This is a genomic window from Agrobacterium sp. Azo12 (assembly GCF_029193765.2).
GTDB lineage: Bacteria > Pseudomonadota > Alphaproteobacteria > Rhizobiales > Rhizobiaceae > Agrobacterium.
In genome coordinates this window covers 1,174,827-1,195,536 of sequence record NZ_JARFYO020000001.1, presented here as the reverse complement: position 1 = coordinate 1,195,536, position 20,710 = coordinate 1,174,827, and the positions used below count along the sequence as shown (strand labels likewise).

The following is a 20,710-nucleotide window of genomic DNA, read 5'->3' as shown; positions in this document are numbered from 1 at the left end:
ACATACTGACGTGCGGTACTCATTTCGCAGTCAAGGATTTATTCCCACATTAGTTAAGGCATCCCTAAATTCCAGCAACCGGTGCTTTAAACCGCAGTCACAGCGATACGATCAAATGGCGACCGTGCTCAAATAACCACAATTGGCGCACCCTGCGGCACGCGTTCATAGAGATCGATCACGTCCTGATTGAGCAACCGCACGCATCCGGATGACGTTGCCTTGCCAACGGACTGCCAGTCAGGCGTTCCATGAACGCGGTACAGCGTGTCCTTGCCGTCCTTGAAAATGTAAAGCGCACGCGCACCAAGCGGGTTGTTCAAACCGGGCACCATGCCGCCGTTGCGGGCAGATACGGAAGCGAGTTCAGGCTGACGCTGCACCATCTCATCCGGAGGTGTCCAGCGTGGCCATTTGGCCTTCCACTGAATTTTGCCACGGCCAGACCAGGCGTATCCGTCTTTTCCAAGCCCAACGCCATAACGGACGGCCTTGCCGCCATCCTGCACCAGATAAAGGAAATGTTGGTTGGTATCGACAACAATCGTGCCCGGCGGTTCGTTCGTCTGATAACTGACTTCCTGCCGTAGGAAACGCTGATCGATGCGGCTGTAGGGAATGGCTGGAAGCGTGTGGCCATCATCATTGACCACGCCATACATGGCGCGGTGTAGCGGATTGGATACTGGCAAGCCATAAGACAACGGCTGGCCCGGAACAGGTAAGCCATATTGCTGATGGAAGCGTGTGCGGAATAGATCTGGCGGCTGCGGCGACAATTGGCCGGGCAGACGCTCCCGTGGCGGCTGTCGGTTGGAGTTCACATCATTATATTGGAACACCGGTGCCGTTTCGCGCACGAAAACATCCGCATTCATGCGGCTGGTGTCCGTCACGAACAGGCAGCCCCCCAAAAAAGGCAGAACCATCAAGGCCGCTACGGACAGCGAGCGACGGCAGGTTTTCTTGAATTTGTCTGTCATTGAACCGCTTCACACAGATATCGTTGCCCTCATGATGAACCTTTCGGCTGGCGCGAAGCTGGTGTGATCAGCGTTTACGACAGGTTTGCCAAAGGGAGTCAGCCCTCAAAACGGGCGAAACGCACATGACTTGTCGGCCTGACAGGTCCCTGCTGTGCAATGGCGGCCGGTGGCGCGTGGTGCGGGATCTGGCGGTAGCCTTTTCTCGGCTTCCAGGCCTCTGCATGACGAGCAGACAGAAGAAGAACAATCGCGAAACCGGCCAGAACCGGACCTGCGAAAGCATCGATTACGGCATCTGTGCGTGACATTTTATTATCTCCGTAAAGCTCTAAATCGAATGATATGCTTTACGAAAACTATAGGCCTGGCGGCTTTGTCTGAATTTGAGCGAGATCAAATGCGCGCGCAGTCCAAGCATTCCGTCCGGACTCAAAATCAAAAATACATCAACAAAATCAATGGCGAGAAAACTGCACATGCGACTGACACATAATGCCGCAGGCTGCGATTTACCGTTGAAGCCCGTTTTTGCAGATCATTCTTCGACCTGCACCACCGTCAATCGGTTACCACCTGCCTTCTTGGCACGGTACATATCGGCATCGGCTGCGGCGAGCAGGTCTTCGGCCGTTTGGCCATCGCCGGGGTAAAACGCAACGCCGATCGAACAATCGACTTTGAGTCGAGCGCTCTCAACATCAATCGGCATGCCGACCTTTTCCCTGATCTGCGCGAGACGTCGACGCACGCCCTCTTCATCATGCTTGGGATTGCTGAACACCAGCGCAAACTCATCTCCGCCAAGACGTACGGCAATATCGGCAGCACGGATGCAGGAGACGAGCCGGTCCGCCACCCTGCACAGCACCTCATCACCGGCGGCGTGGCCAAACAGATCGTTCACCTGCTTGAAGTCATCGAGATCGAGATAGGTGATTGCCACCATGCGGTTCTCGCGCTTGGCCTCGTGCAGCGCACGATTGAACTGCGTCCAGAACAGCGTGCGGTTGGACAGGCCTGTTAACGGGTCATGATGCGCCATGAAACGCACCCGCTCTTCATTGTGCCAACGATCAATCGCGATACTGGCAATGCTGGTCGCCATATCGATCAGCTCTTTTTCGTGAGCGGAAGGTTTGCGCACCTCACCGGAATAAAGCGCAAAGGTGCCGAGCACCTGCCTGTTGGCGTTCATGATCGGCGTAGACCAGCATGAGCGAAGCTTAAACGGCCGGGCGATCTCGACATAGTCCTCCCATAGAGGACTATTTTCTATGTCTTCAACGATAACTGGCTCACTACGCCAGGCAGCCGTACCGCAAGAACCAACCTTCGGGCCGAATGTAATTCCATCGATCACGCGGCAATAGGCTTCCGGCAAACTGGGGGCAGCACCGTGACGCAGCTTTCCGGTTTCCTGATCAAATAGCAAAACCGACGCGCAAATTCCCTCAACCATGCTCTCGACCAGCAAAGTCAGTGCATGCAGGATCATGTCCAGCGGCTGATTGCGCGCTATCAATTCGAACAATGCTGCACTGCCGCGTCGTATCGTATCCTGTCTTTTATTTTCGGTAATGTCGCGCCAAATGGCAACCAGACCGTTGATGCGACCCTGCTCGTCTCGCAGTGGAATTTTCGTCGTCGAAAGCCAACAAACAGGCCTGCCGCTAAAAGAAAAGCACTCTTCCACGTCGGAAGTCGACTCGCCTGTCTCCAGAATTCGAGCTTCGGCGCTAAGAATATTGCTGACTGACTTTTCGGGCAGGAAATGACTTTCGTGAAAATCGTTCAGCGGTTCGTCAGACCTCAGCCCGAGATACTTGCGAAGTGCTGCATTGGCAAAGATAAATCGACCTGCGGCATCCTTGACAAACACCATGTCAGGCAAAAGATTGACCAAGCCAAGAAGTTGATCTGCTTCGGTAAAGCCGCCGTTACTCCTGAGAAAAGATACATCAAGAACTTTTGTCATGGGCTTCGCCATCTCTTCACGGCCTGTTTCAGGAAATACCCATCCAAACTTGCCTTAAATTTTTCTGCGCATCCTCAAATGCACGTTTAAAACAGGTAATTCATTTGATCTGCGTCGTTATTCTATAGGACATAGCGAATATTTGCTTATGCTTGATTAAAGATTCCCGGAAAAACCAAACATGCAACCGATTTGTTAGAAAATATTACAAATTAACGGAAAAGGTAGCAATCTGATCCGGATAGCAGGTTCAGAAAAATTCATGATAAACGGTCTAAATTTCCTTTCGTTTAGACAAAAGCGCCAATAGGCTCACCGCGAAAACTGGCCGCTGTAAAGCACAAAAGTGCCGCCTACATGGCCTTAAGGTTTTGAGATAATTTGCTTTCTTTCGCAGTTGCGAGACGCGACTGCACACAGGGGACCCTCATGCTGACTATTTACGGTGTTTACCGCTCCCGCGCCACGCGCACTCTCTGGTTGGCTGGAGAACTTGGTATCGCCTACAAACATGTGCCGGTCATTCAAGCCCGACGTCTCGACAACCCTCTTGCCGACACAGCACCTCTGAACACGCTTTCCCCGTCTTTTCTGACAATCAATCCTATGGGGACGATACCCTGCATCGAAGATGACGGCATAGTTCTATACGAATCGATGGCGATCAATCTTTACCTTGCGCGCAAATATGGTGGCGCGCTTGCGCCTAAAGACCTGTCCGAAGATGGCGCAGTGATGCAGTGGTCATTCTTCGCTGCGACCGAAATTGAAACGCAGTCACTGAAAATATCCACCACCTTTGCTGAGGATCTGGCCGAAACGGCTGCTGGCAAGGCGGTGATTGATGTCGCAGCCCGCCTGCTGCAACGGCCGTTGCGTGTTCTCGAGCAGCATCTTTCGTCACAGGACTACCTGATCGGTGATCGTTTTACCGTTGCCGACATCAATGTTGCTGAGGTGGTCCGTTATGCGCAGGCCCATACGGCACTGATCGACACATATCCTGCACTTAAAGCCTGGCTGGAACGCTGCCAGTCCCGCCCGGCTTTCAAGGCGATGTGGGATGCACGTGGCGCTGAAGCCGCATGACACGCCAATGATAAAACAAGCCACCCCGAATGTTGACCGGGGTGGCTTGATGTTTCAAGCCTGCTTTTCAGCCTCAAGCACCTGATGACGGCAGCGCGCGCCAACATGCGCTGGTAATGGTCATGCACTTTTGGAAAACGGGCGATGTCGACACCGTCGCTTTCCAGCCATCCCGACATCACGAACAGATAGGGATCGGACACTGAATACTGGCTGCCCAGCACCCATGGGCCGCCGTGAAAACCCTGCTCGATAATCTCGAAACAGTCGCTCATGACCTGCGGCACCTTGCGTTTCATGTCTTCCAGCGAAGACGCCTCATCCGCCCACCGACTGCCACGACGGCCATGGGCATGCGCAACGTGCACGGTGGATGAAATATAAGCGTTGAAGGATTGCATGCGCGCAAATTCAAAGGCGTCATCCAGCGGCGCCAGTTTGGCGGCCGGTGCCATTTGCGCAATGAACGACAGAATGGCAGGTGTCTCCGTCAAAACACCACTAGATGTGACCAGCGCCGGCACCCTGCCCTTCGGATTAACGGCCAGAAACTCCTGCGAATGCTGCTCCTGCTTGCTGAAATCAACCCGCTTGACCTTGTAGGGCAAACCGGATTCCTCAAGCGCGATATGGCTGGCCCGCGAGCAGGTGCCCGGCATGGAAAACAGCGTAAACATTTTCGATTTCCTTTAATTTCACTCAAGGACGAAGTTTCGCGACCTCACTGCGCAAAACCGGCAGCGACCCTGACGTCGCCGACGTGGATCTTGTTCCAGTTTTTCATGCCACGGTTCGACATGGCCAGCAGGTCGGCCTGTTGCTGACTTCCCTTTTCAGAGTAACGCGCCAACAGCGCCGCAATCATGGCTTCTGCCGCACGCGTTGTTCCGTCTTCGCATTTCACCGCCATGGCAATTCCGCTCTCGGGCAGCGCCGCGACGAACACACCTTCCGCTCCGGTCTTGGCAAAGATACGACCGGGTGAAACCTGCATCAGGCGCGTGCAGGTTCTGCCCGTCCCGGCGACGTAAAATGGTTCAGCCATGCAGGCGTCGATCAGGCGTTTCGCCGATTTCGCCCGTAAAGGCTCAAGCCCGGTGCCGGTTGCCATTTTCGCAAAGCCATGTGCGAGCCCCTTCAACGGAACCGCATAGGTGGGAATGGAACAGCCATCGGTGCCGCAAGTTTCATGGGACAGCACGGCGCCAGTCAGCGCCTGCATGGTTGTACGGATTTCCTGCTGCAAAGGGTGGTCGTAACCGACGTAACCTTGCGGGTCGACGTCCATGTGGCAGCAGGCGCAGACAAAACCGGAATGTTTACCGGAGCAGTTGTTATGCAGGGCTGTCGGTTTTTCCAAGGTACGGGCCTGATGAATGAGTGTTGCCTGATCGGACGACCAATGGGCGCCGCACTCCAGCACATTCACGTCTCGACCTGCTTTTGCCAGCATCGAGGCCGCCAGCTCGACATGGGCATCTTCGCCATTGTGCGACGAGCAGGCCAGCGCTAGTTCCCGGTTACCGAAGCCATAGGCGTCTGCGGCACCACTTTCCACCAGTGGCAGAGCCTGCATGGCTTTGCAGGCCGAACGCGGGAAAACACCGCTTTCAATATCGCCGGCGGAAAACAGGATCTTGCCGTCACCATCGACCACCACTGCCATTCCATGATGACGGCTTTCGACCAAATTTCCGCGGGTAACTTCAACAGTAACAGGATTGTTCATAACGGCCTCAAAAAACTCCAGATAATATACGCTTCTACTGCATGACGCCTTAAATCGCACCTGATTCAAGGCATGGATCATGCAGCCATTCCAGCTTCCCTTGCGCAGTGTACAGAAGGCGTTGCGCTTTGAAAGGCAGTGGATACAACGCACGGGGCAATATGAGATACGTCAAACGTTTCTTCGTTCTGGTTTTTGTCATCTTCCTTTTACCGGCCATCGCATCTGCCGGGTTATGGGCCATTCGCGACAAGCCCTCCAGCTGGCGTGAGGCAAAGTGGTCATCATCTGGACTATTGCCGAAAACCGATGACCAGAAGGACGCTGCGGTTTATGTGTTTTCCGCGATGACTGGCGGTTTTAAGGGCGCGCTGGCCAGCCATGCATGGATCGTTACCAAGGAAAGAAACGCGGCGCGCTACAACCGCTATGACAAGGTTGGCTGGGGCAATCCTATCAGGGTGAACAACTATCCGCCTGACGCTTTCTGGTATTCCAATCCGCCACGTCAGGTCATTGCGATCAAGGGTGATGAAGCTGAGTGGCTGATCCCGAAAATCGAAAAGGCGATTGCCGCGTACCCGTACGCCAAACAGGGTGGTTATCAGATCTACCCCGGCCCCAACTCCAATACATTTGTTGCGCATGTGCTGCGCTCGGTACCGGAACTGGGTGTAGCCTTGCCGCCAGATGCGGTCGGGCGGGATTATGTGCCGAATGCCGCCTTGTTCCATGTCGATGACGATTGGAAAGATGTCCATGTGTCCTGGAGAGGTCTGATCGGGGTTGCCGCTGGCGTGCGCAGCGGATTTGAAGTCCATCTGCTTGGGCTTGTCGCCGGTATCGATGTGGTCAATCCCGGCATAAAGGTCCCCGGCCTTGGCTGGTTTGGTATGCAACGCACCGGCAATATCGCGATTTGATAGGTCGTAAAAACAGGAAAAGGGCCGCTCACGCGACCCTTCCATGAGTTTGATCCTGATAGAGGACCCGAACTGTCATTCAAGATGGCAGTCCGAAGGAAGGTTGGTCAGGCCGAGGGCTGCCCCGTCAAAACCTTCTCCTTTCCCAAGCCCAGTACAGATCGAAATCTCATTAGACATTGGATCACCTTCCTTTCGCTACGTTGAACATGAGAGAAAGGTAATCCATCCATGGGCGATTTCAAGGGCTTTCTTACGTATTCAACTTAAGTACGATTTTGCCGATGTGCTGACTGCTTTCCATCAGCCTGTGTCCTTCAACCACATCGCTGAATGGAATGACCTTGTGAATGCAAGGCGCAATGGTTCCGTTTTCGATGAGCGGCCAGACCTGTTGTAACAATTCGTCCCGGATAACCTGCTTTTCAGCCGCGGTGCGCGGTCGCATGGTAGAACCGGTTACCGTCAGTCGCTTGACCATGATTGGTGTCAGGTTAACCTTTTCGGCAACCGCACCGCCGAGAAACGCGATAATGGACAGGCAACCATCCTTGGCAAGACTTACCAGATTGCGCTCGAAGTAATCAGCGCCGATCATATCCAGAACAACGTTGACACCCTTTCCGCCAGTGTTTTCCTTGATGATGGCAACAAAATCATCTGTCTTGTAATTGATGGCGACATCGGCCCCGATCTTAAGGCAGGCTTCGCATTTCTCCGCGGATCCCGCCGTGACATAGACCTTGGCACCAAACGCCTTGGCAAGCTGGATGGCCGTGGTACCAATGCCGCTTGTTCCGCCATGAATAAGAACGCTCTCGCCTTCGCCGAGACCTGCCATCTGGAACAGGTTTGCCCAGACGGTGAAGAAGGTTTCCGGCAATGCAGCTGCACGTTCTCCATCATATCCCTTGGGAAACGGCAATGTCTGGCTAGCCGGAACGGCGCAAAATTCGGCATAACCGCCACCATTGGCGAGCGCGCAGACCTTCTGTCCGATGGCAAAACCGTTTACGCCTTCGCCCAGCGCAACAATTTCGCCGGCGATTTCCAGGCCCAGAATCGGATTGGCGTCCTTGGGAGGCGGATAGGTTCCCTGCCGCTGCGCCACATCTGGCCTGTTGATTCCTGCCGCTTCAACCCGGACCAGAATTTCGCCCGTCTTCGGTTGAGGTACAGGCCCCTTGGCCAAGACCATAACCTCGGCGCCGCCAAAAGAGGGCAGATCGACAAAATTCATTTCATGCGGCAATGCCATAGAACAATCCTCCTGAAACAATGCAGGGGTAAAGGCTTAGAGGAATGGTATGGCGAAGAAAAGAAGACGCTTTGCCACTGGCGTCATTTTGTCCCGTTAAATACCCGGACCGTCAGGCCGTCCTTGCTGTCCTTGGCGGCTTTCTTGATAGCAGCGATTTCACTTCCGATACGCTCGCTGTCGCCAATCATCAGACCTTTCGGCAGCTCCAGAACGGCAATAGAACAACGCAGCAGCGCAAAGAAACGCTCTGTTCCGAAGCGGTCGTGACCAACGATACGGCCTGCTTCCCGGTCATCTTCAGAGTAGAGTTCGATGACGTCGCCGTGAAAATCGCTGAGCAGTCTTTCAAGAATCTCCAAGATTTCCTCACGCGACCAGCCACGAACGCCAATGAAGAAATCATCGCCGCCAATATGGCCGAGGAAACAGCCGCCAGCAAAGAAGTAACGCCGCATAAGAGCGGCGAATAATGAAATTGCATGGTCTCCGATGTGAAAACCGTATTTGTCGTTGAACGGCTTGAAGTTGTCAAAGTCGCAGTAACACAGGAAACGGGTATCGTCGTCGTCGCGGCAGCCCTCTTCAATGAAGCTGCTGATGGCACGGTTGCCAGGTAGTGCCGTCAACGGGTTCTGGTCCTGCGCCATTTTCAGCTTTTTCTCATTGACGACCTTGATAAGCGAGGCCGCAGAGACAACACCGACGTAACGTAGATTTTCCGTCAAGATCACGCAGGCGCTGCCATCCATGCTGGCAAACATCGACATCAACTGGTCTGCATCAGCGTCCAGACCAACGATCGGCGCGGCGTCGACAAAGTGCGATATGGTGCGCTCATAGACCTTGTTCTTTAGCAGGTCGCGACCAAAGGGCTGATAGATATATTCTTTTAGGTGGTGCTCGTTAATAACACCGCGCGGCTCGCCATTTGCATTGAGAACCGGGAAAAAGCCTTGGGCAGGGTTTCTGCGAAACAGTTCAAACACGCTGTCGATGCTGTCGTTCTCATAAACGGTCGGCAGACGTTCAATCTGTTTACGGATGAGTATTTCATCCAGTGACTGGCTGCTGCGACGGTTCTCGCCCAAATGTTGGAGATGTGGGAAGGCCGGCTGCAATTCAGTGGTAAAGGTTGTCGGCCGGGCAATGAACCAGCCCTGTACCAGATCAACGCCATATTCGCGGCATACAAGGAATTCCGCTTCGGTTTCAATGCCTTCAGCGATAACCCGCACACCCAGAACATGCGCAATGTTGACGATGTGGCGCACCAGATGGCGTTTGCGTGCATTGCTGTCGACACCATCGATGAAGTGGCGGTCAATCTTGAGATAATCCACCTGGTAGTCGCTAAGAAGTTTCATTTCGCCATGACCGACACCGAAATCGTCGATGGCAATCTTGAAACCTTCCTTGCGCATTCTGGCGATCAGCGAAGAAAATTCCGGCACGCTGGTATTGTCGAAGCGTTCAGACAGTTCAAAACAGATTGAAGACGGCGCGATACCGGCGCCCGAAAGATGCGAAACAAGCTTGTCGAGAATGGCATCCCCATGACGTATCAATCGAACATCAAGATTGAGAAAAAGCGTGGCAGAGGTAAAATCAGGTAAGGTCGAAAACTTGGCCAGTGCCCTGCTGGCCAGCAGGTTTTCCAGCGCGACAAGTTGGCCGTCACTTTCCGCCTGATCAAGCAGCGCCAAGGGAGAAGAAAAGCCCAGCTTTTCGTGACCGCGCATCAGGGTTTCGTAACCGAACACCGTTCCTGTTGTGGTTTCCACAATCGGCTGAAATGCCGTTTCCAGAACCAATTTAGACATGGACATCATCTGTCCGCTGGCAAAACGACGTATCGAAGGGTGATCCAACGCCAGAGCCGTTGTCATGATTATTCTCCGTACCATAATTATACGGGTTTACGCGGCCTTTTGGGCACGGCGACAACACCGCTTTTTACGGAGAAGCATCCTGAAAACTGGTCAATAAAAGATTGACCGTATGTGAATGTTGGATGAAAGTTTTATGACATAACTGTCACACTTCAGCCGGCCAATATTGTCAGACAAGACGCTGCATCAGCCGCACCGCTTCTTGTCTGCGTGAGCTGCAAAAAGCTCTGCAACATTCACTCGCTCATCTTCATGATTTTGCTGACCTTTAGCAGCAACGTTCAAGTCGTTTGTCTGCGACGATGCGACCCACAAACGCAATGCGGCACGCACAACCTCGCTGCCGGATGCGTATGCACCACATTCAACAGCATGGCGCATTCTCGCCGCCTGCTCCGGGGAAACTGACACAGTGACCATAGGCATATTGTTTCTCCCTTTTTCTCAAATCATGACCCTTGGCAGAACTGCCGAAAAATTGGGCCAGCTTTGGATTGGTTGCGGTCTTATTATTTTGAGCCTGACCGTGGCACCGGACATTGGTAATCCGAAGACATTATATTAGCACAAACTACCGCAACTTACAAAACTCATTCGGGATGAATGTTCGACGCAAGCGCACCCGGTTGAGCCGAGCAATAATGCAGACGATACGCTGCAGGTTCCGCCGCCCTTGTTATTTTACCTGCATTTTGATGTTCAGGATTTTAGCGCAAGCCCAAGCGCAATCAGCGCCCAGCCTTGCATCATCAAATCAATCGACAGGAAAAGGCCCAGCACCCAGATGCTGTTGACTGGCCAGCCAAGCGCGATGATGAAGCCCGCCAGTGCGGTGACGACACCCGCGACAACCACCCAACCCCAGCTTTTCAGCGGACGCAGTTTCACGCCAAGCCATATGCGCGACACACCGGCAATGACTAGGGCGACGGCCATCATCAAAGTCAGCACGGCAGCTGTCAGGTTCGGGTTCTGAAACGCAATGATGCCTGCCAGCAGATAAAGGACACCGCTTAACGTCCAGAACAGGATGCTTTCCCAACCTTTGACCTGGAAGGCATGGATAAGATGGATGACACCACCCATCAGCATCAGCAGGCCGACATAAAAGACTGAGGCGGCGGTCGCGACCATCAGGTTCGCAAAGGCGATGATACCAAAAACAAGAAGAGCAACCCCGAGAACGACAAACCACCCCCATTTGGCGTGAATACCGGACATTTTCAAAGGCTGGAAATCGGACATTTTTGACACTCCATCCGCACGGTATGATTTCATCATATACACCTAATAGGTGACTGCAATTGATTTAGCGCAACATCAAATAAGCGCCTTTAAAGGTGCCATTTATTTTTATTGATTGATCAATCAATCAAATGTAATTTTGACTGATATCAGGAGACAGTCATGCCGAAGATTGGAATGGAGCCGTTGCGCCGAAAGGCTTTGGTGGATGCCACGTTGCGGGCAATCGGCCATCACGGTTCGCTCAGTGTCACAATGAACGAGATTGCCCGGGAAGCCGGTGTGTCTGCGGCATTGGCACACCATTATTTTGGCAGCAAACAACAGCTTCTGCTGGAAAGCATCCGCAGCATGCTGCGGGATTTGCGCGTTGACGCGATTGCGGCACTCAACAGTGCCTGTGGTCCACGCGAGCGGCTTTCTGCCATTATCCGTGTTTCGTTTCAGCAAGACCAGTTCACCAGCGAAACGATTGCCGCATGGCTTGCCTTTTACGTCGAGGCACAGCGTTCGGAGGAAACCAGACGGCTATTGTCTCTCTATACACACCGGCTGCGCTCAAACTTGTTGGCGGATCTCAAGCGGCTCTGCCCGCTGGATGATGCGGCGCGCATCGCCGAAGGTGCCGCTGCGATGATCGACGGTCTCTACATCCGTCACAGCCTGCGCGCCGCGCGCTTTGACATCAAATCGGCAATCGCCCTGGTGGAGGATTATCTGGACGCAAAACTCGTCCCCTTCACCGATGCCCTTGCCCCTAAACAATAAACGAATTTCTTTTCCGGAGTTCTATATATGAAAACCCAACCAACTGCCTCGCATTTCATTGACGGCGAATATGTTGAAGACCAGCAGGGTACTGCTTTCGAAAGCATTTATCCTGCGACCGGTGACGTGATCGCAAAGCTGCATGCCGCAACCCCTGCTATCGTCGAAAAGGCGATTGCTGCGGCCAAGCGTGCGCAACCGGAATGGGCCGCGATGAGCCCGACGGCGCGTGGGCGTATTCTCAAGCGCGCTGCCGACCTTATCCGCGAGCGCAACCGTGAGCTTTCCGAGCTGGAAACCTACGACACCGGCAAGCCCATTCAGGAAACCATTGTTGCCGACCCGACATCGGGTGCCGATGCCTTTGAGTTTTTCGGCGGCATTGCACCGGCAGCTCTCAACGGCGACTACATTCCGCTGGGCTCCGATTTTGCCTATACCAAGCGCGTGCCACTTGGCGTCTGCGTGGGTATCGGCGCCTGGAACTATCCACAGCAGATTGCCTGCTGGAAAGGTGCACCTGCTCTTGCAGCCGGTAACACCATGGTGTTCAAACCTTCGGAAAACACACCGCTTGGCGCCCTCAAGATTGCAGAAATTCTGACAGAAGCCGGTGTGCCCAAGGGCGTTTTCAACGTCATTCAGGGCGACCGCGATACCGGCCCGCTTCTAGTCAACCACCCCGACGTTGCCAAGGTCTCGCTGACCGGCTCCGTTCCGACTGGACGCAAGGTCGCCGCTGCGGCTGCCAGCCACCTCAAACACGTCACCATGGAACTTGGCGGCAAGTCGCCGCTGATCGTATTCGATGATGCCGATATCGACAGCGCCATTGGCGGCGCGATGCTTGGCAACTTCTATTCAAGTGGTCAGGTCTGCTCCAACGGTACGCGTGTGTTCGTCCATCGCAAGATCAAGGATACGTTCCTTGCCAAGCTGAAGGTCCGTACCGAGGCCATGTCGGTTGGCGATCCGATGAATGAAGAAACTCAGCTTGGCCCGCTGGTGTCGTTGGCGCAGCGCGAAAAGGTTCTTGCCTATATTGAAAAAGGCAAAGCCGAAGGCGCAACACTCATTACCGGTGGCGGCATTCCCAACACGGTCTCCGGCACCGGATATTATGTACAGCCAACAGTGTTCGCCGATGTCACTGACGACATGACGATTGCCCGTGAGGAAATCTTCGGGCCTGTGATGTGCGTGCTGGATTTCGACAGCGAAGAAGATGTGATCGCACGTGCCAATGCGACCGAGCTTGGTCTTGCCGGTGGCGTCTTCACCAGCGATCTGTCGCGCGCCCACCGCGTTGTCGACCAGATCCAGGCCGGTACATTGTGGATCAACACCTACAATCTTTGCCCGGTCGAAATTCCGTTCGGTGGTTCCAAACAGTCCGGTTTTGGCCGTGAAAATTCGGTTGCGGCACTGGACCACTACAGCGAATTGAAGACGGTCTATGTCGGCATGGGCAAGGTGGACGCGCCGTACTGAAGAGATCCCTACTCGTTGTAGGAACGTCTTCTCCCCCTCATTCCTGTGCTTGTCACAGTAATCCAGCCACGCAGCGTCTGCTGCGTGGAAAAGACTCTGGACCGTAATTTACCCTTGAGCGATTGATATTTGGGATTGATACCAATGCAGCAAGCAGATTTCGTTATCGTCGGCTCGGGTTCGGCCGGTTCAGCCATGGCCTATCGTTTGTCGAAAGACGGCAAATACTCCGTCATCGTGATCGAGGCTGGCGGCAGTGATTTTGGCCCCTTCATCCAGATGCCGGCAGCCCTTGCCTGGCCGATGAGCATGAAACGCTACAACTGGGGTTACCTGTCCGAGCCGGAACCCAACCTCAACAATCGCCGGATCACCGCACCCCGCGGCAAGGTGATTGGCGGTTCATCCTCGATCAATGGCCTTGTCTACGTGCGCGGCCATGCGGAAGACTTCAACCGCTGGGAAGATCTTGGTGCACGAGGCTGGGCCTATGCCGACGTACTGCCCTACTTCAAGCGCATGGAGCACAGCCATGGCGGGGAAGAAGGCTGGCGCGGCACCGATGGTCCGTTGCATGTGCAGCGCGGTCCGGTCAAAAACCCGCTGTTCCACGCCTTTATTCAGGCCGGCCAGCAGGCCGGTTTTGAAATGACCGAGGACTATAACGGCTCCAAGCAGGAAGGTTTTGGCCTGATGGAGCAGACCATCCATGATGGTCGGCGCTGGTCCGCCGCCAATGCTTATCTCCGCCCTGCGCTCAAGCGCCCCAACGTATCGCTGGTGCATGGTTTTGCCCGCAAGATCGTCATTGAAAACGGTCGTGCGACCGGCGTGGAGATCGAGCGAAAAGGCCGTGTCGAGGTCATCAAGGCAGGCCGCGAAGTGATCGTGTCGGCCTCCTCGTTCAACTCGCCAAAATTGCTGATGTTGTCTGGCATTGGCCCGGCTCAGCATTTGCAGGATATGGGCATTGAGGTGAAGGTAGATCGACCGGGTGTCGGCGCCAACCTGCAGGACCATATGGAATTCTATTTCCAGCAGATATCCACTAAGCCAGTATCGCTTTATTCCTGGCTGCCATGGTTCTGGCAGGGTGTGGCGGGCGCACAGTGGCTGTTATCGAAGGGGGGCCTTGGGGCTTCCAACCAATTCGAGGCCTGTGCATTCCTGCGCTCAGAGCCAGGCCTCAAACAACCGGATATCCAGTACCACTTCCTGCCGGTGGCCATTTCTTATGACGGCCGCGCTGCCGCCAAGAGCCACGGTTTCCAGGTTCACGTTGGCTACAATCTGTCAAAGTCGCGTGGCAACGTGACCTTGCGCTCTGCCGACCCGAAGGCCGATCCGGTTATCCAATTCAATTATATGAGCCATGAGGAAGACTGGGAGAAGTTCCGCCACTGCGTTCGCCTGACGCGCGAGATTTTTGGCCAGAAGGCATTTGACGATTATCGCGGCCCTGAAATTCAGCCAGGAAATGCCGTACAATCCGATGATGATATCGATGCCTTCCTTCGCGAACATCTCGAAAGCGCCTATCACCCTTGCGGCACCTGCAAGATGGGCGACCGTGATGACCCACTGGCGGTCGTCGATCCGGAATGCCGGGTGATTGGTGTGGAAGGATTGCGTGTCGCCGACAGCTCGATCTTCCCGCATGTCACCTTTGGTAACCTGAACGGCCCATCGATCATGACTGGCGAAAAGGCCTCTGACCATATTCTTGGACGCCAGCCGTTGCCGCGCTCCAACCAGCAGCCATGGACCAATCCACGCGCTGCCGTCAGTGACAGATAAAACGAGTGCTACCGTCAAAATCGAAAATCCCCGCCAGATATGCGGGGATTTTTATTTGCAATGGTATTACACGAGGCAGATAAGAGGGCAGCCTGATCGTTGACTGACTAAAGATCGTTTCCGATGCCCATGAATTACAAGAAGCTGAAAATGCTGCGTCGCTCACGCGTGATGTGGGGATCTTGGCGTGTGTGGAAACCCAGAGGAATTTTCTGGCTGGGTGCAATAGCAGTCGGCGTCATCAGCGTTGCCTTTGCAAAAATGGCGGATGCCGCGCAGCACCTGTTTTTTGCCATGACATCTGCAGGCGAATACACCTTCCTGCTGCCATTGATCATTACACCTGCCGGCTTCATGCTTTGTGCATGGATTGCAGCAACCATTTTTCCCAACTCTCAGGGCAGTGGCATTCCGCAGGCTATTGCTGCGCGCCATTTGCGTGATGTCGAAGATCGCTCACGGCTCTTAAATCTGAAAGTCGCCACGGGAAAAATCATTCTCACGATCACCGGTCTGCTGTGCGGCGCGTCAATCGGACGTGAAGGCCCGACCGTCCAAGTGGGTGCATCCATCATGCTGCAAGCCGCCCGCTGGGGCGGTATAGCGCAAGCCCGCGGCCTCATTCTCGCTGGCTCTGCTGCGGGCATCGCGGCGGCCTTCAACACGCCGCTTGCCGGCATCGTTTTTGCCATTGAGGAAATGAGCAGAGCGTACGAATCCCGTGCCAACGGCCTGGTGCTCATGGCCGTCATTCTTTCCGGTCTTGCCTCGCTTGCGCTGGTCGGCAGCTACACTTATTTCGGTGCAAGCACTGTCTTGGCCACCACGGCAAAAGACTGGGCACTGGTTCTGGTTTGCGGTGTTGGCGGTGGCGTTTTCGGTGCCTTGTTCAGCGCACTCGCCTTGAAGATTTCGCAGCGTATACGTCGATGGAACCGCTATACACCGCTGCGAAAAGTGCTCATCATTGCCCTGATATGCGGTTTGGGTTCCGCACTGCTCGGCGTCATGACCGGTGGCGCAACATTCGGCACCGGCTATGAACAGGCGCGTGCGGCCATTGAAGGACATGGAACCGGTCAGTTGTTCTTCGTCGAAAAACTTGCCGCAACATTGCTTGCCATGCTGTCCGGTATTCCCGGTGGAATTTTTGCTCCATCGCTGTCGGTTGGAGCAGGTTTTGGCAGCACGGTTGCCTCGATGCTCGGCGCCAGCATCGGCCTTGGTGCGATTGTCGGCATGGCGGGGTATTTTGCCGGTGTCGTTCAAGCGCCCATGACGGCCTTCGTGATCATTCTGGAAATGACCGGCAACCACGAAGGCGTTCTACCCATCATGGCAGCCGCCATGCTGGGCTATCTGACGTCGCGGTTCATTTCGCATGAACCACTTTATCATGGCCTATCCCGAGTTTTCCTGGCACAGAGCATTCGTGACAAACGCGCGACGCAACGTCACGATGCTACGGCCAGCACACCGAGCCCCTAAGATTACTTCTGAAAAATCTTCCAGCGCGTTGGGCGGAAACGCAGTTCCTGCCCAACCACGATCGACGCATGCAGCGGCACTTCGATTTCCAGATGATAGGGATCATGGCCGTTATTGGCGATGTCGATTTCTGCAATGCGTGTTCCGGCCAAACGACGACAGGTGGTAACCTTGCCGTAGAGCGCGCTCTGATCGATAGTCAGTTCGACATCTTCCGGACGGAAGAACAACTCGCCCTCACCCTTGCCTTCATCGGAAACGCCGATCTGCTCACCCTGGAACAGAACATGGCCGTCCTTGATCGACACCGGCAGGCTGGAAGATTCACCGATAAATGAAAACACGAAAGGTGAGTTGGGACGATCGTACACGTCATCGGCCGTTCCGACCTGCTCGATCTTGCCCTGGCTCATCACCACCACACGGTCGGCTAGTTCGAGCGCCTCTTCCTGATCATGTGTTACGAAGACGGTGGTGTGCCCAGTACGGTCATGGAATTCACGCAGCCAGCGGCGCAGTTCTTTGCGCACCTTGGCGTCAAGCGCACCGAAAGGTTCGTCGAGCAGCAGGACCTTTGGTTCGATTGCCACGGCACGTGCCAAAGCAACACGCTGGCGCTGACCGCCAGACAGCTGGTTCGGATACCGTTTTTCAAGGCCGCTCAGATGCACCATATCAAGCAGTTCCGACACGCGGCGCTTGATCTCGCTTTTGGCCGGACGTGTGTCCGAGGGGCGTACCTTCAAGCCAAAGGCAATATTTTCGGCCACCGTCATGTGGCGGAAAAGCGCATAGTGCTGAAACACGAAACCAACGTTACGTTCCTGAACACTGCGGTGCGAGGCATCCTCATCACCGAAAAAGATCTGCCCTTGCGTGGGTTGCTCCAAACCGGCGATCAAACGCAACAGCGTGGTTTTGCCCGAACCGGAAGGTCCAAGAAGCGCGATCAGTTCTCCAGAACGAATGTCCAGCGACACATCGTTCAAAGCCGGAAAACGATCAAACTGCTTGGTAATGCCGGAAACTTTGACTTCCATAAAAATGCCCTTCAATGCTTGCCGGCAGCGTTGCCCGCGCCAAAGCGAATTTCAAGAATAGTTTTCAGAACGAGCGTAACCAGTGCCAGACCTGCCAGCAGCGTTGCGACAGCAAATGAAGCGCCGATATTATACTCATTATAGAGAATCTCGACATGCAACGGCATGGTGTTGGTTTCACCGCGAATGTGACCCGACACCACCGACACAGCGCCGAACTCACCCATAGCGCGCGCGTTACACAGCAACACGCCGTAAAGCAGGCCCCATTTGATGTTGGGAAGGGTCACGTACCAGAAGGTCTGCCAGCCGGACGCCCCGAGCGAAATGGCCGCCTCTTCGTCACCCGTTCCCTGCTCCTGCATCAGCGGGATCAGTTCGCGTGCCACGAAGGGAAAGGTCACAAATACCGTGGCCAATACGATGCCGGGCACGGCAAACAGGATTTCGATACCGTAGCTTTTCAGCCATGGACCGAGCACGCTGTGGGACGAAAACAGGATGACATAAACAAGGCCCGAAATCACAGGTGAAATCGAAAACGGCAGGTCAATCAACGTGATCAGGAACGCCTTGCCCTTGAATTCGAACTTCGCAATGGCCCAGGCGGCTGCGACACCGAAGATCAGGTTTAGCGGAACCGAGATGGCCGCAACTAGCAATGTCAGGCGAATGGCCGACAGAGCATCCGGCTCGACAATCGCTTCCCAGAAGGCTTCCCCGCCCTTGCGGAAAGCTTCAAAAAACACCGAAACCAGCGGAAGCACCAGAAACAGGGCCAGAAAGAGGAAAGCCAGAGCAAACAGCGCCAACTTTGCAAGCGGGCCTTCAGTTGCCGGATCACGGAATGGTCTGGATTGGATGGTGCGCGCGTTATCAGGCATATCCGTACCTCTTGCGGCTCCAAGCCTGAATGAGATTGATGACAAAAAGCATTGCAAAGGAAATGATCAACATGATCGTCGCAATGCCTGTCGCGCCTGCGTAATTGAATTCCTCCAGACGGATGACAATCAACAGCGGCGCGATTTCCGAGACATAAGGAATATTGCCAGCAATAAAGATGACCGACCCATATTCACCCACGCCACGCGCGAATGCCAGTGCAAAGCCCGTGAGGATTGCCGGAACCAGACCCGGCAGCAGAATACGAGTGATAGTCTGAAAACGATTGGCGCCCAAAGTCGCGGCAACCTCTTCCACCTGACGGTCAATTTCCTCCATGACCGGCTGCACGGTGCGCACTACAAATGGCAGACCGATGAAGATCAGCGCGATGACAATACCGGTTGGTGTGAAGGCGATCTTGATGCCGAAGGGCTCAAACCATGACCCAACCCAACCACGATTGGAATAAAGTGCAGTGAGCGCGATACCGGCAACGGCGGTTGGCAAAGCAAACGGCAGGTCGACGATGGCGTCAACAAACCGGCGGCCGGGGAAGCGATAACGCACCAGCACCCATGCGATTATGACGCCGAACACGGCGTTGACCAGGGCGGCTACGAAGGCCGTGCCAAAGCTAACGCGCAGGGCGTTCAGTGTTCTGCTATCTGTGGCGATGGCAATAAAGTCTGCCAGACCGAGTTTTGCGGTGGACCATACCAAGCCGCCAAGAGGAATGAGAATTATAAGAAAAAGGTAAGTTATCGTGTAGCCCAGCGTCAGGCCAAATCCTGGCAGGACACTCGACTGACGCCACTTCCACCTGCTTGGCGATGGGGTATTGCTCATCAATGCTCCGGGTAAACTCTGGTGGCGAAAGCCACCCTTTTCAGAACGCCGGGAAAACTGGACTAATCCCGCCACTCTCAGCTGTTGTTCAGGCACCAGGCGTCAGGACACGCTGTCAGGCAAAATCCACGCCGGCACTTTACGCGCCATCGACCGGCTTGTGGCCGGTCGATATTTTATCCGGTCTGGACTGGTTTGCTGCCAATCCAGAATGTTCACATCATCCGCTTACTTGCCGGGCTTGTAAATCTGGTCGAAGATGCCGCCGTCACCAAAATGTTCCGGCTGCGCCTTGGCCCATCCGCCAAACAACGGGTCGTCGATGGTGACCAGCTTGATGTCTGGCAGCTGCTTCAACAGGTCAGGTGCAACGACAGACGGGTTGGATGGGCGGTAGAAGTGCTTGGCAGCAATGTTCTGACCTTCGTCAGAATAAAGATACTGCAGGTAAGCTTCTGCAACCTTGCGGGTACCCTTGGCATCGACGTTCTTGTCAACCACAGCGACTGGTGGCTCCGCGAGGATGGAGATCGGCGGCACAACGATATCGAAAGCGTCCTTGCCGAATTCCTCACCGGCCAGATAGGCTTCGTTTTCCCAGGCCAGCAGCACGTCACCAATCTGACGCTGTGCGAAGGTTACCGTTGAACCACGGGCGCCTGTGTCCAGCACCGGAGCGCGTTTGTAGAGTTCAGCCACATAGGCTTTGATCTTGTCCTGATCGCCCTTGTACTCTTCATTGGCCCATGCCCAGGCAGCAAGATAGTTCCAGCGTGCGCCACCTGAGGTCTTCGGGTTTGGCGTTACGATCTGGATATCGCCCTTTACGAGGTCACCCCAGTTATGGATGCCCTTCGGGTTGCCCTTGCGCACCAGGAAAACGATTGTCGATGTATAAGGAGATGAATTGTGCGGCAGGCGTGTGCGCCAGTCGGCATTGATCTTGCCACCATTCTTCACGATCGCATCGATGTCGCTCTGCAGGGCGAGCGTAACTACATCGGCTTCAAGACCGTCGATAACCGAACGGGCCTGTTTGCCGGAGCCGCCATGCGACTGCTGAATGGTAATGTCTTCACCCGTATCTGCCTTCCACTTCTTGGCGAAGGCGTCGTTGAAATCCTTGTAAAGCTCACGGGTCGGGTCGTAGGAAACGTTCAACAGTTTAGTATCGGCCGAGGCGGCGCTAAACGAGCCAACCGTCAGTGAAAGGCTCAGAGCCAGAACGCTCAAGCCGGAGAGAAGCTTTGACATAGGTTTTCCTCCTATTGGATGCCTCTTAACTCTACTGGTTC

At 54.6% G+C, this 20,710-nt stretch carries 18 protein-coding genes and 1 pseudogene; 6 read left to right on the top strand and 13 right to left on the bottom strand.

Annotation, left to right across the window (positions count from 1 at the left end; translation table 11 throughout):
• Nucleotides 1-128: 128 nt before the first annotated feature.
• From PYL13_RS05435 to PYL13_RS05425, 3 genes are all read right to left on the bottom strand, one after another.
• Nucleotides 129-983, bottom strand: a complete 855-nt coding sequence (locus tag PYL13_RS05435; RefSeq protein ID WP_250983121.1) for a L,D-transpeptidase — start codon at nucleotides 981-983, stop codon at nucleotides 129-131.
• Nucleotides 984-1,081: 98 nt separating this feature from the next.
• Nucleotides 1,082-1,294, bottom strand: a complete 213-nt coding sequence (locus PYL13_RS05430) for a hypothetical protein (RefSeq protein WP_259145641.1) — start codon at nucleotides 1,292-1,294, stop codon at nucleotides 1,082-1,084.
• Between the two features lie 227 nt (nucleotides 1,295-1,521).
• Complete coding sequence (locus PYL13_RS05425) at nucleotides 1,522-2,961, bottom strand: diguanylate cyclase domain-containing protein (RefSeq protein ID WP_275640681.1); 1,440 nt, start codon at nucleotides 2,959-2,961, stop codon at nucleotides 1,522-1,524.
• Nucleotides 2,962-3,390: 429 nt separating this feature from the next.
• Between PYL13_RS05425 and PYL13_RS05420 the strand changes: the two genes are divergently transcribed.
• Entirely contained in the window at nucleotides 3,391-4,050 is a 660-nt protein-coding gene (locus PYL13_RS05420) for a glutathione S-transferase family protein (RefSeq protein WP_275640680.1), read from the top strand.
• A gap of 74 nt (nucleotides 4,051-4,124) precedes the next feature.
• Here the strand turns inward: PYL13_RS05420 and PYL13_RS05415 are convergent.
• Nucleotides 4,125-4,727, bottom strand: a pseudogene (locus tag PYL13_RS05415) (glutathione S-transferase family protein); the annotation flags it as partial.
• Between the two features lie 44 nt (nucleotides 4,728-4,771).
• Complete coding sequence (locus tag PYL13_RS05410) at nucleotides 4,772-5,779, bottom strand: asparaginase (protein ID WP_275640679.1); 1,008 nt, start codon at nucleotides 5,777-5,779, stop codon at nucleotides 4,772-4,774.
• A gap of 161 nt (nucleotides 5,780-5,940) precedes the next feature.
• Between PYL13_RS05410 and PYL13_RS05405 the strand changes: the two genes are divergently transcribed.
• Complete coding sequence (locus PYL13_RS05405) at nucleotides 5,941-6,702, top strand: DUF3750 domain-containing protein (protein ID WP_259145646.1); 762 nt, start codon at nucleotides 5,941-5,943, stop codon at nucleotides 6,700-6,702.
• A 253-nt stretch (nucleotides 6,703-6,955) separates the two neighbouring features.
• On the opposite strand, the gene PYL13_RS05400 is transcribed toward PYL13_RS05405, so the two are convergent.
• From PYL13_RS05400 to PYL13_RS05385, 4 genes are all read right to left on the bottom strand, one after another.
• Nucleotides 6,956-7,960, bottom strand: a complete 1,005-nt coding sequence (locus tag PYL13_RS05400; RefSeq protein WP_275640678.1) for an NAD(P)H-quinone oxidoreductase — start codon at nucleotides 7,958-7,960, stop codon at nucleotides 6,956-6,958.
• A gap of 83 nt (nucleotides 7,961-8,043) precedes the next feature.
• On the bottom strand, nucleotides 8,044-9,849 hold the full coding sequence (locus tag PYL13_RS05395) for a bifunctional diguanylate cyclase/phosphodiesterase (protein WP_192487225.1): 1,806 nt from the start codon (nucleotides 9,847-9,849) through the stop codon (nucleotides 8,044-8,046).
• A gap of 189 nt (nucleotides 9,850-10,038) precedes the next feature.
• Nucleotides 10,039-10,278 carry a ribbon-helix-helix domain-containing protein gene (locus tag PYL13_RS05390; RefSeq protein ID WP_192487224.1) on the bottom strand — a complete coding sequence of 80 codons (240 nt, stop codon included), beginning with the start codon at nucleotides 10,276-10,278 and terminating at the stop codon, nucleotides 10,039-10,041.
• 273 nt (nucleotides 10,279-10,551) lie between these two features.
• Nucleotides 10,552-11,097 carry an HdeD family acid-resistance protein gene (locus PYL13_RS05385; protein WP_275640677.1) on the bottom strand — a complete coding sequence of 182 codons (546 nt, stop codon included), beginning with the start codon at nucleotides 11,095-11,097 and terminating at the stop codon, nucleotides 10,552-10,554.
• Nucleotides 11,098-11,259: 162 nt separating this feature from the next.
• Between PYL13_RS05385 and betI the strand changes: the two genes are divergently transcribed.
• The 4 genes from betI (at nucleotide 11,260) to PYL13_RS05365 (ending at nucleotide 16,641) form a co-directional block, all read left to right on the top strand.
• Complete coding sequence (gene betI, locus PYL13_RS05380; protein WP_275640676.1) at nucleotides 11,260-11,865, top strand: transcriptional regulator BetI; 606 nt, start codon at nucleotides 11,260-11,262, stop codon at nucleotides 11,863-11,865.
• 27 nt (nucleotides 11,866-11,892) lie between these two features.
• A complete protein-coding gene (betB, locus tag PYL13_RS05375; protein ID WP_275640675.1) occupies nucleotides 11,893-13,356 on the top strand; it encodes a betaine-aldehyde dehydrogenase in 1,464 nt (487 codons plus the stop codon).
• A 144-nt stretch (nucleotides 13,357-13,500) separates the two neighbouring features.
• Entirely contained in the window at nucleotides 13,501-15,153 is a 1,653-nt protein-coding gene (gene betA, locus PYL13_RS05370; RefSeq protein ID WP_275640674.1) for a choline dehydrogenase, read from the top strand.
• Between the two features lie 123 nt (nucleotides 15,154-15,276).
• Entirely contained in the window at nucleotides 15,277-16,641 is a 1,365-nt protein-coding gene (locus PYL13_RS05365; protein WP_275640673.1) for a chloride channel protein, read from the top strand.
• Between the two features lie 2 nt (nucleotides 16,642-16,643).
• Here PYL13_RS05365 and PYL13_RS05360 read toward each other — a convergent pair whose 3' ends face one another.
• The 4 genes from PYL13_RS05360 to PYL13_RS05345 form a co-directional block, all read right to left on the bottom strand.
• A complete protein-coding gene (locus PYL13_RS05360) occupies nucleotides 16,644-17,681 on the bottom strand; it encodes a sulfate/molybdate ABC transporter ATP-binding protein (protein ID WP_275640672.1) in 1,038 nt (345 codons plus the stop codon).
• A gap of 11 nt (nucleotides 17,682-17,692) precedes the next feature.
• On the bottom strand, nucleotides 17,693-18,565 hold the full coding sequence (cysW, locus tag PYL13_RS05355) for a sulfate ABC transporter permease subunit CysW (RefSeq protein WP_250983136.1): 873 nt from the start codon (nucleotides 18,563-18,565) through the stop codon (nucleotides 17,693-17,695).
• The gene (gene cysT / locus PYL13_RS05350; RefSeq protein WP_250983137.1) at nucleotides 18,558-19,415 is read right to left on the bottom strand and encodes a sulfate ABC transporter permease subunit CysT; all 858 of its coding nucleotides are present in this window, start codon (nucleotides 19,413-19,415) and stop codon (nucleotides 18,558-18,560) included. Before cysT ends, cysW begins: the two co-directional genes overlap by 8 nt.
• Nucleotides 19,416-19,643: 228 nt before the next feature.
• On the bottom strand, nucleotides 19,644-20,669 hold the full coding sequence (locus PYL13_RS05345) for a sulfate ABC transporter substrate-binding protein (RefSeq protein ID WP_250983138.1): 1,026 nt from the start codon (nucleotides 20,667-20,669) through the stop codon (nucleotides 19,644-19,646).
• Between the last annotated feature and the right edge of the window lie 41 nt (nucleotides 20,670-20,710).

What these genes read in the sequence shown, in the direction of transcription:
- betB (WP_275640675.1), top strand. Translation starts at nt 11,893, where the DNA reads ATGAAAACCCAACCAACTGCCTCGCATTTCATTGACGGCGAATATGTT.
- PYL13_RS05420 (WP_275640680.1), top strand. Translation starts at nt 3,391, where the DNA reads ATGCTGACTATTTACGGTGTTTACCGCTCCCGCGCCACGCGCACTCTC.
- PYL13_RS05385 (WP_275640677.1), bottom strand. Translation starts at nt 11,097, where the DNA reads ATGTCCGATTTCCAGCCTTTGAAAATGTCCGGTATTCACGCCAAATGG.
- PYL13_RS05360 (WP_275640672.1), bottom strand. Translation starts at nt 17,681, where the DNA reads ATGGAAGTCAAAGTTTCCGGCATTACCAAGCAGTTTGATCGTTTTCCG.
- PYL13_RS05435 (WP_250983121.1), bottom strand. Translation starts at nt 983, where the DNA reads ATGACAGACAAATTCAAGAAAACCTGCCGTCGCTCGCTGTCCGTAGCG.
- PYL13_RS05410 (WP_275640679.1), bottom strand. Translation starts at nt 5,779, where the DNA reads ATGAACAATCCTGTTACTGTTGAAGTTACCCGCGGAAATTTGGTCGAA.
- PYL13_RS05425 (WP_275640681.1), bottom strand. Translation starts at nt 2,961, where the DNA reads ATGACAAAAGTTCTTGATGTATCTTTTCTCAGGAGTAACGGCGGCTTT.
- PYL13_RS05345 (WP_250983138.1), bottom strand. Translation starts at nt 20,669, where the DNA reads ATGTCAAAGCTTCTCTCCGGCTTGAGCGTTCTGGCTCTGAGCCTTTCA.
- betI (WP_275640676.1), top strand. Translation starts at nt 11,260, where the DNA reads ATGCCGAAGATTGGAATGGAGCCGTTGCGCCGAAAGGCTTTGGTGGAT.
- betA (WP_275640674.1), top strand. Translation starts at nt 13,501, where the DNA reads ATGCAGCAAGCAGATTTCGTTATCGTCGGCTCGGGTTCGGCCGGTTCA.
- PYL13_RS05390 (WP_192487224.1), bottom strand. Translation starts at nt 10,278, where the DNA reads ATGCCTATGGTCACTGTGTCAGTTTCCCCGGAGCAGGCGGCGAGAATG.
- PYL13_RS05365 (WP_275640673.1), top strand. Translation starts at nt 15,277, where the DNA reads ATGCCCATGAATTACAAGAAGCTGAAAATGCTGCGTCGCTCACGCGTG.
- PYL13_RS05405 (WP_259145646.1), top strand. Translation starts at nt 5,941, where the DNA reads ATGAGATACGTCAAACGTTTCTTCGTTCTGGTTTTTGTCATCTTCCTT.
- PYL13_RS05430 (WP_259145641.1), bottom strand. Translation starts at nt 1,294, where the DNA reads ATGTCACGCACAGATGCCGTAATCGATGCTTTCGCAGGTCCGGTTCTG.
- cysT (WP_250983137.1), bottom strand. Translation starts at nt 19,415, where the DNA reads ATGAGCAATACCCCATCGCCAAGCAGGTGGAAGTGGCGTCAGTCGAGT.
- PYL13_RS05400 (WP_275640678.1), bottom strand. Translation starts at nt 7,960, where the DNA reads ATGGCATTGCCGCATGAAATGAATTTTGTCGATCTGCCCTCTTTTGGC.
- PYL13_RS05395 (WP_192487225.1), bottom strand. Translation starts at nt 9,849, where the DNA reads ATGACAACGGCTCTGGCGTTGGATCACCCTTCGATACGTCGTTTTGCC.
- cysW (WP_250983136.1), bottom strand. Translation starts at nt 18,565, where the DNA reads ATGCCTGATAACGCGCGCACCATCCAATCCAGACCATTCCGTGATCCG.